Annotated in this window: 14 protein-coding genes; 1 reads left to right on the plus strand and 13 read right to left on the minus strand. The window is 29.6% G+C overall.

Annotated features, from left to right (window positions below; genetic code table 11):
• Nucleotides 1-97 precede the first annotated feature (97 nt).
• Genes BN899_RS09010 through BN899_RS09025 form a run of 4 tightly spaced genes read right to left on the minus strand, consistent with a single transcriptional unit; the run spans nt 98 to nt 3320 of the window.
• A complete protein-coding gene (locus tag BN899_RS09010) occupies nt 98-1228 on the minus strand; it encodes a sodium ion-translocating decarboxylase subunit beta (protein ID WP_042274771.1) in 1131 nt (376 codons plus the stop codon).
• Between the two features lie 25 nt (nt 1229-1253).
• On the minus strand, nt 1254-1604 hold the full coding sequence (locus BN899_RS09015; protein WP_042274772.1) for a biotin/lipoyl-containing protein: 351 nt from the start codon (nt 1602-1604) through the stop codon (nt 1254-1256).
• A 15-nt stretch (nt 1605-1619) separates the two neighbouring features.
• Complete coding sequence (locus BN899_RS09020; RefSeq protein ID WP_042274773.1) at nt 1620-1898, minus strand: OadG family protein; 279 nt, start codon at nt 1896-1898, stop codon at nt 1620-1622.
• An 18-nt stretch (nt 1899-1916) separates the two neighbouring features.
• A complete protein-coding gene (locus tag BN899_RS09025; RefSeq protein WP_042274774.1) occupies nt 1917-3320 on the minus strand; it encodes an oxaloacetate decarboxylase subunit alpha in 1404 nt (467 codons plus the stop codon).
• A 317-nt stretch (nt 3321-3637) separates the two neighbouring features.
• Between BN899_RS09025 and BN899_RS09030 the strand changes: the two genes are divergently transcribed.
• Entirely contained in the window at nt 3638-4318 is a 681-nt protein-coding gene (locus BN899_RS09030; protein WP_042274775.1) for a GntR family transcriptional regulator, read from the plus strand.
• 65 nt (nt 4319-4383) lie between these two features.
• On the opposite strand, the gene citG is transcribed toward BN899_RS09030, so the two are convergent.
• From citG to nrdE, 9 genes are all read right to left on the minus strand, one after another.
• A complete protein-coding gene (gene citG, locus BN899_RS09035; RefSeq protein ID WP_081712216.1) occupies nt 4384-5751 on the minus strand; it encodes a triphosphoribosyl-dephospho-CoA synthase CitG in 1368 nt (455 codons plus the stop codon).
• 79 nt (nt 5752-5830) lie between these two features.
• Entirely contained in the window at nt 5831-6847 is a 1017-nt protein-coding gene (gene citC, locus BN899_RS09040; RefSeq protein WP_042274776.1) for a [citrate (pro-3S)-lyase] ligase, read from the minus strand.
• A gap of 14 nt (nt 6848-6861) precedes the next feature.
• A complete protein-coding gene (locus BN899_RS09045) occupies nt 6862-7047 on the minus strand; it encodes a hypothetical protein (RefSeq protein ID WP_042274778.1) in 186 nt (61 codons plus the stop codon).
• A 139-nt stretch (nt 7048-7186) separates the two neighbouring features.
• Nucleotides 7187-8539, minus strand: coding sequence for a citrate/sodium symporter CitS (gene citS, locus BN899_RS09050; protein WP_042274780.1), 1353 nt, complete (start codon nt 8537-8539; stop codon nt 7187-7189).
• Nucleotides 8540-8656: 117 nt separating this feature from the next.
• A complete protein-coding gene (citF, locus tag BN899_RS09055; protein ID WP_042274782.1) occupies nt 8657-10207 on the minus strand; it encodes a citrate lyase subunit alpha in 1551 nt (516 codons plus the stop codon).
• Nucleotides 10208-10209: 2 nt separating this feature from the next.
• A complete protein-coding gene (locus tag BN899_RS09060) occupies nt 10210-11112 on the minus strand; it encodes an aldolase/citrate lyase family protein (protein ID WP_042274783.1) in 903 nt (300 codons plus the stop codon).
• Nucleotides 11113-11124: 12 nt separating this feature from the next.
• A complete protein-coding gene (citD, locus tag BN899_RS09065; RefSeq protein WP_042274784.1) occupies nt 11125-11409 on the minus strand; it encodes a citrate lyase acyl carrier protein in 285 nt (94 codons plus the stop codon).
• Nucleotides 11410-11725: 316 nt separating this feature from the next.
• Nucleotides 11726-12685 carry a class 1b ribonucleoside-diphosphate reductase subunit beta gene (nrdF, locus tag BN899_RS09070; protein ID WP_042274786.1) on the minus strand — a complete coding sequence of 320 codons (960 nt, stop codon included), beginning with the start codon at nt 12683-12685 and terminating at the stop codon, nt 11726-11728.
• Nucleotides 12686-12699: 14 nt separating this feature from the next.
• Complete coding sequence (nrdE, locus tag BN899_RS09075; protein WP_147568524.1) at nt 12700-14802, minus strand: class 1b ribonucleoside-diphosphate reductase subunit alpha; 2103 nt, start codon at nt 14800-14802, stop codon at nt 12700-12702.
• Between the last annotated feature and the right edge of the window lie 301 nt (nt 14803-15103).

The following is a 15103-nucleotide window of genomic DNA, read 5'->3' on the forward strand; positions in this document are numbered from 1 at the left end:
TTTTATAAATATATAAAATATAATTTTCCTACATAAAAAAATATGCACTTAATGGATATCGGCCATCTAAGTGCATATTTTTAATATTTCATATTAATTAAGCAAAAAACTTAAGCAATATACCTGCAACTACTGCAGACCCTATAACTCCCGCTATGTTTGGTCCCATTGCATGCATAAGTAAGAAATTTGAAGGATTTTCTTCTTGTCCAACTTTTTGTACAACTCTCGCTGCCATTGGTACCGCAGAAACTCCTGCTGCACCTATCATTGGATTTATTTTTCCTTTAGTTAATTTACACATTAATTTACCAAATAATACTCCAGATGCTGTACCTACAGAGAATGCTATAAGTCCCATTGCTATTATACCTAATGTTTGTGTTGATAATAAAGTTTCAGCATTAGCAGTTGCTCCAACTGTTAATCCTAGGAATATAGTAACTATATACATTAATGAATTTTGTGCAGTTTCTACTAATTTTGGTACTGCTCCTGATTCCTTTAATAAATTACCAAACATAAGCATACCTACAAGAGGCGCTGCTGTTGGTAATAGTCCTATAACTATTATCATAGCAACCACAGGGAATACTATTTTTTCTGTTTTTGAAACCGGTCTTAACTGTTCCATTTTTATATTACGTTCTTCTTTAGTTGTTAATGCTTTTATTATTGGCGGTTGTATAACTGGAACTAAAGCCATGTATGAGTAAGCAGCTAATGCTATTGTCCCTAATAAATGCGGTGCTAATTGTCCTGTTAACTGTATAGCTGTCGGTCCATCTGCTCCCCCTATTATACCTATCGATGCTGCTTCCGTACCGCTAAATCCTAATAATATTGCTCCTAAAAATGCAAAGAATATTCCAAACTGTGCTGCTGCTCCTAATAACATTGTCTTAGGATTTGCTATCATTGGTCCAAAGTCCGTACCTGCACCTATACATAAAAATATAATTGGCGGGTATATACCAAGCTTAACCCCTTGATATAGATAATAGAATAATCCTCCAGTTTCTGAATCTGTTGCTGCTTGCATTAAGTTTACTCCTGGCATATTAGCAAGTAACATACCTACTGATATTGGTATTAATAAATATGGTTCGTATCCTTTTTTTATAGCTAAGTATAAGAATATACAAGCTATTGCTATTACTATAGCACTCTTTGGTGTCAGCATCGCAAATCCTGACTCTGCAAAGAAGCTAGTTATCATTTCTCCCATGTTAAATTCCTCCTTAAGACTGTTACTATGCTATTACTAATAAGCTATCACCAAGATTTACATTTTGACCTTTGTCAACGCTTACTGATGCAACTGTTCCATCTACTGGAGCAACTATTTCATTTTCCATTTTCATAGCTTCAAGCACTGCTAATACTTGACCAGCTTTAACAGCTTGTCCTTCTTTTACTAATACATTTAGTATTGTTCCTGGCATTGGAGCAGTTACACTTTCTCCACTTCCACTAGCAACTGGTTTTTGTTGTGGTGCAGTTGGTTGTACAGTTTGCTTTGGAGTAGTTCCAGGCTTAACTTCCTCTATTTCAACTTCGTATACTTTCCCATTTAATGTTATATGATATGTTTTCGCGCTCATTTCTTTATCCCTCTCTTATTTAACTCTTTTTATATTTTTTATATGAAGATTTGGATTTATTTTTCCATTTCCAGCCATTATAGATGCTGCTAATGCTACTACTAATCTTTCCTCTTCATCATCTTCTACTACTGTTTGTGCTACTTCTTTCTTAACATCAACCTTAGGTTTTTCTTTAAATATATTCTTGAAAGAACCTAATATAAGTGAAATTACTAGTAACGTTAAGAATACTATTGTCATACTCGATACCGTTATTGATAAGGCATCTATCATTGTTAATTCATTTCCCATAATATTATCACCTATTCTCTACATAGTTACTGTTATATACTGAATACCAGTTTCATTAGTATCAGTTTCTTCTTTAGTATTTTTATTATATTTTTGCTCTAAGAACTTTGGAGCTACTTGCGGGAATAATGCATATGCTAGTACGTCCTCATCACATTTAGCTAATTCTCCAACTTCTTTTTTCATAGCTTCAAATTCTGGTTCTAATAAGTCTGCTGGTCTAACTGTTATTATTTCTTCATCCCCAATTATCTTTTTCTGAATTTCAGGGTCTATCTTAGCTGGTGCTTTTCCGTACTGCCCCCTTACATAATCCTTTATTTCCTTAGGAACTAATTTATATCTCTCTCCCGTTAAAACATTGAATAATGCTTGAGTACCTACCATTTGACTCATAGGAGTAACAAGTGGTGGATATCCTAAATCTTTTCTTACTCTTGGAACTTCGTTTAATACCTCTTCATATTTATCAGCTGCTCCTTGTTGTTGCATTTGAGATAATAAATTCGATAACATTCCCCCTGGAACCTGATATTTTAATGTTTGTGGATCAGTTAATAATACCTTTGGATTTAATATTCCTTCGCTCATATACTTATCTCTTATTGGCTTAAAGTACTCTGCAACTTTTAAAAGTGCATCCATATCTAATCCTGGATTTCTATCCATTTCAGCAAAAGTTACTGCTAATGATTCTGTTGGAGGTTGAGATGTTCCTCCACTAAATGGAGATATAGCTGTATCTATTATATCTACTCCGGCTTCAACAGCTTTCATATATATCATGTCAGCTATTCCACTTGTACAGTGAGTGTGAAGTTCTATTGGTAATTTAGTAACGTTTTTCATACGCTTAACTAAGTCATAAGCATTGTATGGTGTTAAAACTCCTGCCATATCTTTTATACAAATTGAATCTGCACCCATATTTTCCATTGTCTTAACTAAATCTAAGTAATACTCTGTAGTATGTATTGGGCTTGTTGTATAAGATATTGCACATTGACAATGTCCGTTATATTTTTTTATAGCTTTCATTGATGCTTCTATATTTCTTACATCATTTAATGCATCAAATACTCTTATTATATCTATACCATTTTTTATAGATAATTCTATGAATCTATCAACAGTATCATCAGCATAGTTTCTATATCCAAGTAAATTTTGACCTCTTAAAAGCATTTGTAACTTTGTATTTTTTACATGCTTTCTTATAAGTCTTAATCTTTCCCATGGATCTTCATTTAAAAAACGTATGCATGAGTCAAATGTAGCTCCTCCCCAAACTTCCATAGAATAATATCCTACCTTATCCATAGTTTCTAAGATTGGTATAATTTCATCTGTTTTTAACCTAGTTGCTATTAAGGATTGATGTCCATCTCTTAGAGCAGTTTCAGTTATTTTTAACTTACTCACCTAAATATCACTCTCCTATAAAACTTATTTGAAACAAAAATTTGCTATTTTAATAAATTTAATAAAATGTTTTCTTCCTTTATAAAAAGCAATCTTTTTTGTTATTTACATTTACTTTCTTCTACAAATTTATTATATAACTTAACTTTTTGTATACCAAGTCTTTTTAGTGTTCTTTAAGTGTTTTATGTGTTTTTTTGTATCAAATTGTATACTTTTTCAATATTTTGTATACGATTTCAGTAAAAAATATTGGTTTTTTTGTCGTTTTAAGTTAAAATATATTTAATAATAAGTATTTGAAAGGAATATAATATATGTATAATTGGATGGATGAATTTGTAAATAATACAGACTTATCTCAAAATAAACCTATTCGAGAGGTTGTGTATGAAAGCTTAAGAAGTACATTAATTAGTGGAAAAGTTCCTATAGGCGAAAGAATTGTAGAAAAAGAATATGCTCAACGATTAAATATAAGTAGAACTCCAGTTAGAGAAGCGTTAAAACAACTAGAACTCGAAGACCTTGTAGAGTATATACCAAGAATTGGAGTTGTAGCAAAGCAAATTACAAAAGATGATGTTATTGAAATATATAGAATTAGAGAATCCCTTGAATTATTAGTTATTTTTGAAGCTATGGAAAACATTTGCTCACATGAGATAGAAGAAATTTCTGCTCTTTTAGATTTTACTGAAAACTTAAATCAAGAGGGTAAGATAGATGAAGTTATTGACTTATTTAGAGAATTCAACTCACTTATATATAAGTCTTCCAAGATGAGAAGATTACCTATTATGATTTCTAATTTAAATAGCTATTTGCAAAGATTTAGAAACATATCTATACTAGATGATGAAAGAAGAGAAAAGGCTTTGATTGAACATAGACAAATATTAAATGCAATTGTATCTAAAGATAAAGCCTTAGCTGAAGAAATTATAAAATCTCATTTAGGCATTTCTTTAAATGTTGTGTTAAAAGAAATAAATTAAAATATTTTGAACTTAGCAATTATAAATTATATATAAAAAAGTGTGTACATAATATACACACTTTTTTATATATCCATATATTTACTTTTTATATCTAGCAAAAATATACTTATTGCAAGTAAATCTGCACATCCTCCTGGACTTATATTTTCTTTAATATAGTCTTTTTCCATTTTTTCAATTTGTTTTTTGCCATAGATAGTATTCACTCCACCTATCCTTAATAATTCTTTTGCATCAGATTGAACTTTTCTTAAAGTATTTATATCATGTCTATAAACAATTGTGCTATCCTCAACTAAAGACATAAGAGAAATTAGTATTTGAATGTATAGCTCATTTTCTGTTAAATCACTATTTTCATACTTACTTACTATTTCGTCAAAAACTACCGATAACCCATCTTTTATTTGACCTCTTATACCTGTAAATCCATGCTCTATATATAATTTTTCTCCATGAGTTAACTTATCTTTTAAATGTAAATTTTTAAAATCATCTAATATATCTTGTGTCATATCTTTAATTATATCTTTTATATTATAAAATCCTTTATTATCATAAATTGATTTCATAGTGGCACTTATACAAGTACCCATTAAAAATATCATGCCTTTATGAGTATTTACGTTATTTGTAGCCTCAAACATTTTTTCTTCACATATGACACCTATATTTCTGATTACATTAAATATGCATTGTGACTTATTATAAGTGTAAGAAACTTTAGCCATCTCTTTTAAGTACGGTGCTATTGCCATAGAACTATTTAAAAATGTGTAATAGTTCATATCTTTATGAGATCCATTACTTATTGGAGATACTAATCCAAACGATGGAAATGTAGATACTTCACTTATCATTGCTTTAAGTGCAATTTGAGATATATCATATGATATATTATCTATCTTCTTTTCTTCTTCTTTGTATTTTATATATATATCTTCAAAATATTTTTTAATTTCATCAATAGTATGTGTTTGTGCTCTTGAACATATTTTTGCATCTAATTCACATATAAAACATTTTCTAGGAGATTTATTTAAATCTGAACGAGATATACCTACTGTTTTATTATCTTTATAAGAATATACATCTATATCTACACAACGTCCTAAAATATGTTTTTCTTCTATATCTATCATAAGTTTTTTTATACTTATAACATCTTTATTAAATAAAAGATGATATACTAAGCCTTCTTTATTTTTATATTTATCATTATAAACTATATTACCTTTATGATAAGTCATTATATCATTGTGTATTATATTTACTATATCATCTGTAATATAGTTTGATTTTTCAAGTCCAGGGTAATTAATTCTTATTGTTACTAAAGTTTTATTCTTATTATTTTTTATTAATTCTTCTTGATGAAACACTCTTTTTTCTCTATCCATCAGAAATTCTTGTATTAAATCCATATTCATAATTGGCTTAGTAAAAATTCGCTTCGCTCATATCGCCGACACAGTCGCTTAAAATTTCGCTTCACTTAAAATTTGTGCCTTAAAGCTTATTTATTACTACTTCACCTTCCTCACTAAGTAAAAAGTCCATTGTACTTTTAGGTACTAACTTTTCTACGTCTTTTATATTATTTTCTTTTAATAAACTTCTTACTCTTGATGCACTTATGGCATCTTCTAGTACTTCTTTTCTTTCAATAATTTCAACTTCTACATTGTATTTAGGTAATACTTCTTTCATAGTATTGTTGTATATATTAGTTACCTCACAGTGTGGCTCACTACCAACGTATCTTTTATTAATATTAAACTTAGGTGCAAAGTATTTTCCAAATATATTACAGTCTAACTTCGTATATTCTTTAAGACTATTATCATTTTTCTTTAAGAAGTAATTTGGAAATGTTGCAGACGATATTATATATTGTCCAGCTGGTACTATTAATACATTTTTTAAATCTTTAATACCTTCTTTAATCAATTTATATCTTACGTTAAATGGAAATACCGATTTATCTTCTTCTACAACAAAAACTATTACGTTTTTATTTTCTTTACTTGCTCTTTCTATTAAATATCTATGCCCTAAAGTAAATGGGTTACAGTTCATTACTATAGATGCATAACTTTCATTTTCGTTTATTTTATATTCTAATTTTAAATTATCTAAGCTTTTATTTATATTCTTATTTCCACTTTCAAGTAAACTTACTTTATCAGTTGTAAATATATTTTTATATCCCAGCATCTCAAATATGTTTTGACTTTCTGGCTTTGTAAATATAAAGCTATGGTATTTATTTTCTAAAAATAATTTTTCTGTTACTTTTGATATTAAATTATTTGAAAGCCCTAGACCTTGATAATTTTCATCAACTGCAAAACATTTAAGTATATTATCTTTTTTAGAACATGTAGCAATAATTTCACCTTTATCTTTTATTACTACACTATAATCTACATCTTCATATTTTAATTCAAATTTTTCTAAAAAATCTTTAACTTCATTTATTTCATGTTTTGATTTTAAATTTACACTCTCTACATTATAATACATATTTAATCACCTTCTTAAACGCCAAAGAAATTATTAGCGAATGTAAATACTATTATACCTAAAAAAATTATAATAGCCATTAGTATTCCATCAGGTAAGCTTGCTATTACATACTTTTTCTTAGTGTATTCTTCTGCTTCTTTAAATAACCCTTCTTCTCTTGCTTCTTTTAAAAGTTCTTTATTAGTTTTTTTACTCATACTAACACCTCATTTTATTAATTAGTGATTAAATAAAATCCTTATTTAACATGTTATTAGAAAAAGGTATTGCATAACTACAATACCTTTTTAATAATATATAGTTTGAATATTCCAATATTTCTTAATAAATTATTTTTTATCTGAATATTCCAAACACTACACTCGCTATTATAAGCATTAATCCTCCACCTAAACGAGAAGATATTTGTGCAAATGATATTAGTTCCATTCTCTTTGCTGCTCCAAGAACTGCTAAGTCTCCTGAACCACCTCTATTTGCCATACAAAGTCCTGCTGTTATTGCAGTTTCTATTGGATAGAATCCAACTAACCAACCAACAAGGCCTGAACCTAATATAGCACCAATTACTATAAATGCTGCTATAACAACGTTTGCAATTGTTAAAGCTGCTATTAATTCTCCTAAATCAGTTAATGCTATACCAACACCAACCATTATTACTAATAAGAATTGCTTCGCGAAGAATCCTTGTAATTTTTTAGCACCTTCTCTTAACTCAGCTGGTATTACACCAAGTACGTTAGCTGCTGCAACTAATAAAACCATCCATGCAAATCTATGTATATCTATTTTTAATACTGATCCAAATAATGTAAATTCTGGTATTTGAACTGCTTTAGATAATATGTTCCCTAATACGTAGAATGTACAAGATAATATTAATCCTACTGCCATATCTCTAGCTGTTACTTTTATTTCTTGAGTATCTTCTAATTTTGATAAATCTTCAGCATTTCTTATTAATTCACCATTTCCGTTGAACTTAGAACCAACTTTAGTTGTTCCTAATTTATTAAGTACACCTGCTGCTATTATAGCTATTATGTTAGCTATTGTAAGTATTGATAATCCAAATGATAGCCATTGTGCTGGGTCCTTTCCTGTAGCATTTGCATAAATATCTGCCATAGGTATTGCACCTGCTCCAGTTCCTCCACCCATTATAGGTAATACGTATCTAGTTGCTATATCTGCTGGTGAAACTCCAAATAATAATCCTCCAGCTATTCCTAAACCTATTGCTCCTGCTACCCCTGCAAGTATTGCTGGTAAGTATCCTGCAAAAGCTTTTAATAATAATTTTCTGTTAACTGATAATATTGAACCTGTTATAAGTACTGCTATAAATAAATCTAAGAAGTCAGTTGTATCCATAAATATTTTTACAGTTTCAACTGCTGCATCAGGTATTAGACCTTTATAAACTAAAAATGCAGATCCTAAGAATGCAAGTATTGAACCTCCACCTATATAAGTATTCCATACAGGTATTCTATCCCCTATGTATCCAAATGTTATACCTAGTGTATAAAGTAGCGCAAATGCTCCTATTGTATTGCTTGGTAGATAATTATTCATTGTTGCTATAAATACTATTCCTGCTACTGCTGCAAATATGTACCAAGGCATTCCAAAGAATTTCAATGTTTCCTTTTTAACTGTGTTATTAGCATTGATCACTGCCATCGTTTTCTCCTCCGATATTATCTTCTATTATAATATAATTTCTATATCACACCATGAATTTTTTAATATTCATGGTGTTAATATCTTAAATAATTTTTATTAAACATTTACTAGGATTTATTTTACTTTTTTTATAACATCTATTATGCTTCCATCTCTGTACTCTACTACAGCTACTACATCATCACTAAACTCTATTTCTTTTGGTGTTCCAACTAATCTTGTAGCTATTTCTCTTAATTTTTCCATAGTTACAAGTTGGATTCCAGCTTCTTTGAACTTAGCCATTAAATCTTGTCTTCTTGGGTTAACTACTACACCATAATCTGTTACAACTACATCAACTGTACTTCCTGGAGTAACAACAGTAGTAACTTTATCTATTATTGTAGATAATCTACCTCTTGTAAGAGGTGCTACAAGTATTGATACTTTAGCCATTGCAGATGTATCACTGTGTCCACCTGATGCAGCTCTTATAACTCCATCACTTCCTGCTATAACGTTAACGTTAAAATCTGTATCTATTTCAAGAGCACTTAGTATAACAAAGTCTAACTTATCTACTGCTGCTGATTTATTTCCTATAGATGCATAGAAATCTGCACTTACTTCAACGTGCTTTTCATTTTTACCAACAGATTCAGCTGCAGTTAAATCGAAACTTTGAGTATCAAATAATGTATCAACTAGACCTTCTTCTAATAAATCAACCATAGGCCCTGTTATTCCACCTAAAGCATAGCTTAATTTTATATTTCTTTTTAAAAGTTCTTCTTTAACAAATCTAGTAACAGCAAGCGATGCTCCACCAGAACCTGTTTGCATAGAGAATCCATCAACGAATAACCCTGAAGCTTTCATTACATCTAAAACTCTCTTAGCCATTAATAATTCTTTAGGATTATTTGTAAATCTAGTAGCACCAGACATTATTCCTTTAGAGTCACCAACTTCATCAACTACTGCTACGTAGTCAACTTGAGTTTGAGGTATACTTTGTGGGAAGTTTGGATAAGGCACTATAGTATCAGTTACTACAACTGTCTTTTTAGCATGAGCCGCGTCCACCTTTGCATAACCCATAGATCCACATATAGATTTTCCTACAACACCGTTTGCATTACCCATACAGTCAGCTGAAGAAGCTGCTAAAAATGCAACGTCTATTTTAACATCACCTGAAGTTATAGCTCTAGCTCTTCCTCCGTGAGAACGTATAACTGCTGGATGTTCTCCTAATACACCTTCAGAAACTGCTTTAGCTAATTTTCCTCTAAGACCACTAGTTTCTATTCTGTTTACAACTCCGTTTTCAATGTGAGCAACTAAACCATCATGAGCACTAGTTAATGAACTTGCTGCTACTCTTAGGTTTTTAATCCCCATTTGAGCTAATATATCAACAACCATCATTAAAAGCTTATCACCAGCTCTAAAGTGATGGTGGAAAGATATTGTCATTCCGTCTTTTATTTCACATTTTTCTATAGCATCTCTTAAAGATCCAACTATCTTATCTCTTCTTACATGTTCTTTTAAGTTTTCACTATCAGACTTAACTATTCTATCTGATGGTTGGCTAGAGAAAGGAGCAACATAAGCTGATCTATTTTCATAACCTTTTATGTTATTTAATAATTCTTTACTAACTCTTTTAGTTTCCATTATTAATTGTCACCTCCAACTAAAACCCCTGCAGCTTTTGCAAGTTCTAGAACTCTCTGAGCTCTTTCTATGATTGGCTTATCAACCATTTTTCCATCTACTGTAAACACACCTAAGTTTTGTTCTAAAGCTTCTTTAGTTGCATCTACTATTTTTTGAGCTTTAGCTATTTCTTTTTCACTTGGTGTAAATACATCATGTATAAGCTCTACTTGTCTTGGGTGAATTAATGATTTACCACCGAATCCCATTCTCTTTATAAGATTAGCTTCTTTTAGGAAACCTTCATCGTTGTTTATATCAGAATAAACTGTATCTAACACTTCAAGTCCACAAGCTCTAGCTGCCATTGCTACCATTCCTCTAGCAACGTATAGCTCATCTCCTTCTGGTGTTCTTGTAGTTTTCATACTTGTTACGAAGTCTTCTCCGCTTATAGCCATACCTATTAATCTTTTTGTAGGTGATTTAGCTATATTAAATGAGTTCATAACTCCAAGTGCAGTTTCGATTGCTACCATTATTTTAGTAGAGCCAACTTCTCTACCACACTCTTTTTCTATCTTTTCAATATAAGCATCAACAGCCATAACATCTTCCACTGACTCAGTCATAGGTATTCTTATTACCTCTACTCCACCAGTTACTACAGCTTCTATATCATCCTTCCAAAATTCTGTAGCAAGTCCATTTATACGAACTACAGTTTCTATATTTAGTTCTTTATAATAATCACTTAATTTTTTTAACATATTATGTACTAAAAATCTTGCAGAGTCTTTCTCTGTTATTGCTATTGCATCCTCTAAGTCAAACATTACTGAGTCTGGCTTGTATATATGAACATCTCTTATTATTCCTGGGTTGTTACCTGGAACAAATAGCATTGAACGTCTTAGTTTCATTGTGTTCTCTCCTTATATCCATTTATATTCACTACATTGTGCTGAACGATAGACAGCAGTTTGAACCCTACTTTGTATAACTGGGTCTATTGCTCCTTTATCATTTGCAAATACTTTTGCGTCTGTAACATTAAGCGCTTTTAACGTTTCTGCGATAACGTTTTCAATTTGTTCGCCAAACTGAGCCATCACAGTACTTTCTAGCTCTATAGATATTCCATTATCACTTGGCTCTAATATTATTTGAATATCACTTGATTCTAATGTTCCAGCACTAGCAACTACCTTTAATTCCATAGCTAGTATTCCTCCTGTAATCTTTATTAAGTATACATCCGTATACCTGTATACAATCTTAATTCATTGTATACCATTTTTCTGATTTAATTATATAAGATGTATTTTTCTAATTCAATATAATTTTGATGATATATAAAGTGCAACTTACAAAAATGTTGATATTTCAACATTTTTCTTAATGTTCTTTTGGTGTTTTTCTCATAAGTTTCTGTCTTATTATATAAAGCATAGGTTTATTTTTCCCCATTAAAATAAAGCTAGACATGCTTTTTAATTAAGCAGTACCTAGCTTTTTAATAACTTACTTATATTTTTAAAATATAAAGTCACTATCTTCTAATTCTTCATAAACACCTTTTTGATATCCATTACCTTTAGTTGAGAAAAAGTCATGAGTTTTTGTCTCTGTACTTAATCCATTTAACACGATTGGATTAATCGGTTTTACTTCATAATATTTAGGAAAATCTAGATTTTCAAGTGCTTGATTCGCATTATATTTTAAAAAGTTTATTACCTCGTCAGAAAGTTTTGTACCTTTATAGATTAATCTCGTATAGTTTTCTTCATTTTCCATAAGTTCATGAAGTATTTTATACATTTCTTTAGTTACTTCTTCTTGTTCATAAACATCTAATGAATTATATATTTCTTGTGCAAGTAATCCTATATATTTTCCATGTAACGATTCATCTCTTAGTATTAAAGATATAATCTCTCCACTAGCTACCATCTTTCCTTGACCTGCTAGATATAGAGGATAGAAAAATCCACTATAAAATAAGAAACTTTCTAAAAACACACTTGTCACCATTGATAAATATAAACTTTTTTTATCAGTTGTATTTTCATATTGTCTTAAAACTATTTCTGCTTTATTTTGTAAAGTAGGTTCGGTTTCTATCCATTCAAATAACTCATCTATTTCGGCATTTGAAAGTAGTGTTGTAAATATAGAAGAATAACTCTTTGCATGAATTTCTTCCATTGTTCCCATAAATGATAGTACTGCTTTTCTTTGCAAATCTTCTGTTAAACTCATCATTGATGGTATACCATTATTACCTTGCTTTGTATCTAATAATGTTAATCCACCTAATACTTTTTTATATAATTTTTTTTCATCTTCATTTAGATTTGACCATGATTTTAAATCCTTAGATATTGGTACTTCTTCAGGTAACCAAAATTGCTTAACATTTTGTTCCCAAAATAATTGTGTAAAATCATCTTCTTCTCTATTCCAGTTAACAGCTTTATGTATAAACGTCATATCTATCATCCTTTCTATACAGAACATGCCACGCATTCGTCAACAGATTCTCTTACCATTTTTGTTCTTGTGTAATAAAGGCTCTTTAAACCTTTTTTATAAGCATATATATAATATCTTGCAATATCTCTTGTTGTTTTATCATCAGTTACAAATAACGTAGTAGAAATTCCTTGGTCTACATGATTTTGTACAACTGATACCATATCTATTACCTTAAACATGTCCATTCTGTATGCAGATTGGTAATATAATAGATTTTCATTAGTTAAAAATGGCATTGGATATATTGTTGTAGAATCTCCATAAGTTCTAACCTCTATTTGTTCTGTTATTGGCATTATACTTGAAGTTGCATTTTGAACATAACTAATACTTTGAGTTGGTGCTATTGCCATTAAATATGCGTTATATACTCCTTTTTCTTTAACCTCATCTAATAACCTTTCCCAGTCTTTATTGTTTGGTATATAAATTCCTTCAAATAATTTTTGTACTTTATCAGTTTTAGGTAAATAATTTTCTTTATAGTATCTACTTAATACATCACTATCTTTTCCTTTTGCATACTCTGATTTTTCAAATCCATTAAAAGTTTCTTTCTTTTCAATAGCTAACTTCATAGATGTTTTTATAGCATAGTATCTAATAATTGCAAAGAAAGTATTTGCAAAATCTAATGCTTCACTTGACGTATATAATATATCTTCACTTATTAAATATCCATGTAAATTCATAGCTCCAAGACCTACTGCATGTGATGCATTATTTCCATTTTTTACTGTTGGAACTTCATCTATACTCGTTTTATCTGAAACTACTGTAAGGGCTCTTATTGCTGTATCTACTACATTTTCTATATCTTTATTTTTCATTACATTATAAATATTTAAAGAACCTAAATTACAACTTATATCTTGTCCCCAATTATTTTCACCTTTATATCCAACTATATCTGATGGAGTTTGATATTGGAAAATTTCGCAGCATAGGTTAGACATTTTAATTTTTCCTAAATCTTTTAGAACATGTTCTTTATTTGCACTATCAACAAACATTACATAAGGATATCCGCTTTCTTGTTGTGTTTGAGCAATTCTTGTTAATATTTTTCTTGGATTTATTTCTTTTTTTCTAATATCTTTATCATTAGCTAATTTTTCATACCACTCTTCCATATTAATATCATCAATGTTAACTCCGTATTTTTTAAATACAGTATGGGGATAAAATGCATATGCTACTTCATTTTTTTGGGCTAATTCCATAAATTTATCTGGGATAATAGCTCCAACAGATAGTGTTGCAAGTCTTATTTTTTCGTCAGCATTAATTTTTTTAGTATCCATTAAAAGCTCAAAATCTGGGTGTAATACATTTAAATATACTGCTCCTGCACCTTGTCTCGCTCCCATTTGATTAAAGTAACTAAATGATTGCTCTAACATTTTAGCTACACCAACAACTCCACCACTTGCTCCTTCAATTCCTTTTATGCTTTCTCCGCTTGCTCTAAGCCTACTTAAATTTAGCGCAACGCCTCCTCCAATTTTAGATAAGTGGTTTGCAGAAGCTACTGCGTAAGATATACCTTCACAACTATCTTCAATAGAAAGTAAGAAACAACTTACCATTTCTCCAGCTCTTGCTCTTCCTGCATTTAAAAATGTTGGCGTTGCAGGCTGAAATTCTTGTTTGATTAATTTATCTGAAATTTTCATAGCAAACTCGACATCCCCATCAGCTAATGCTAATGAGCAAATTAAAACTTTATCTTCATAGCTTTCTAAAATTTTATTTCCATCATTATCTTTTAAAGCATAATTTTCAAAAAACTTACTTGCGCTCATATAAGACTCAAATTTAAATTCTTGAGCTTTAATATTTTCATAAAGTTCTTTTATAAATGATTTATCATATTTTTCTATAACATCTTTTGAATAATAATTATTTTTAACTAAATAATCTATCTTTTCTTCAATACTATCAAAATACTTCATTCTATATTTTATTGATTCATTAATATATGCATTAAGTGCTTCTTTATCTTTTTCTAATTGAAACTTACCATTATCATCTCTTATGATGACTTGGTTATTTAATTCTATCCACTTCATATTTATCATTCCTTTTACCATTTTTTTATGATTTTTTTGTTACATTATTCTCTTAATCATTGCAATTACTGACTTATTTCTCCTATTCAGTAAAATAAGTAATGTACACAATATGTAGTACTCATTTGTTTATTTTAAACTATATATAGTATTTTCTTCAATGTTTTTTGGGAATATTTTTCTTTAAAATTTTCACATATTGCGTTTAATCTATATATAAATGGGTAGTTAAAATAAATATTATATAAATTTTTTAAAGGATTATTTTAAATTAAGTCTAATATATATATAAAGTAAATAT

It is taken from the genome of Faecalimicrobium dakarense, from assembly GCF_000499525.1.
GTDB classification, from domain to species: domain Bacteria; phylum Bacillota; class Clostridia; order Peptostreptococcales; family Peptostreptococcaceae; genus Faecalimicrobium; species Faecalimicrobium dakarense.

Excerpts from the sequence above, each read along its gene's own strand:
- BN899_RS09015 (WP_042274772.1), bottom strand. The coding sequence starts at position 1,604 with ATGAGCGCGAAAACATATCATATAACATTAAATGGGAAAGTATACGAA.
- nrdE (WP_147568524.1), bottom strand. The coding sequence starts at position 14,802 with ATGAAGTGGATAGAATTAAATAACCAAGTCATCATAAGAGATGATAAT.
- citD (WP_042274784.1), bottom strand. The coding sequence starts at position 11,409 with ATGGAATTAAAGGTAGTTGCTAGTGCTGGAACATTAGAATCAAGTGAT.
- nrdF (WP_042274786.1), bottom strand. The coding sequence starts at position 12,685 with ATGACGTTTATACATAAAGCTGTTAACTGGAATAGAGAAGAAGATGAT.
- BN899_RS09060 (WP_042274783.1), bottom strand. The coding sequence starts at position 11,112 with ATGAAACTAAGACGTTCAATGCTATTTGTTCCAGGTAACAACCCAGGA.
- citF (WP_042274782.1), bottom strand. The coding sequence starts at position 10,207 with ATGGAAACTAAAAGAGTTAGTAAAGAATTATTAAATAACATAAAAGGT.
- BN899_RS09030 (WP_042274775.1), top strand. The coding sequence starts at position 3,638 with ATGTATAATTGGATGGATGAATTTGTAAATAATACAGACTTATCTCAA.
- BN899_RS09020 (WP_042274773.1), bottom strand. The coding sequence starts at position 1,898 with ATGGGAAATGAATTAACAATGATAGATGCCTTATCAATAACGGTATCG.
- citG (WP_081712216.1), bottom strand. The coding sequence starts at position 5,751 with ATGAATATGGATTTAATACAAGAATTTCTGATGGATAGAGAAAAAAGA.
- BN899_RS09045 (WP_042274778.1), bottom strand. The coding sequence starts at position 7,047 with ATGAGTAAAAAAACTAATAAAGAACTTTTAAAAGAAGCAAGAGAAGAA.
- BN899_RS09010 (WP_042274771.1), bottom strand. The coding sequence starts at position 1,228 with ATGGGAGAAATGATAACTAGCTTCTTTGCAGAGTCAGGATTTGCGATG.
- citC (WP_042274776.1), bottom strand. The coding sequence starts at position 6,847 with ATGTATTATAATGTAGAGAGTGTAAATTTAAAATCAAAACATGAAATA.
- citS (WP_042274780.1), bottom strand. The coding sequence starts at position 8,539 with ATGGCAGTGATCAATGCTAATAACACAGTTAAAAAGGAAACATTGAAA.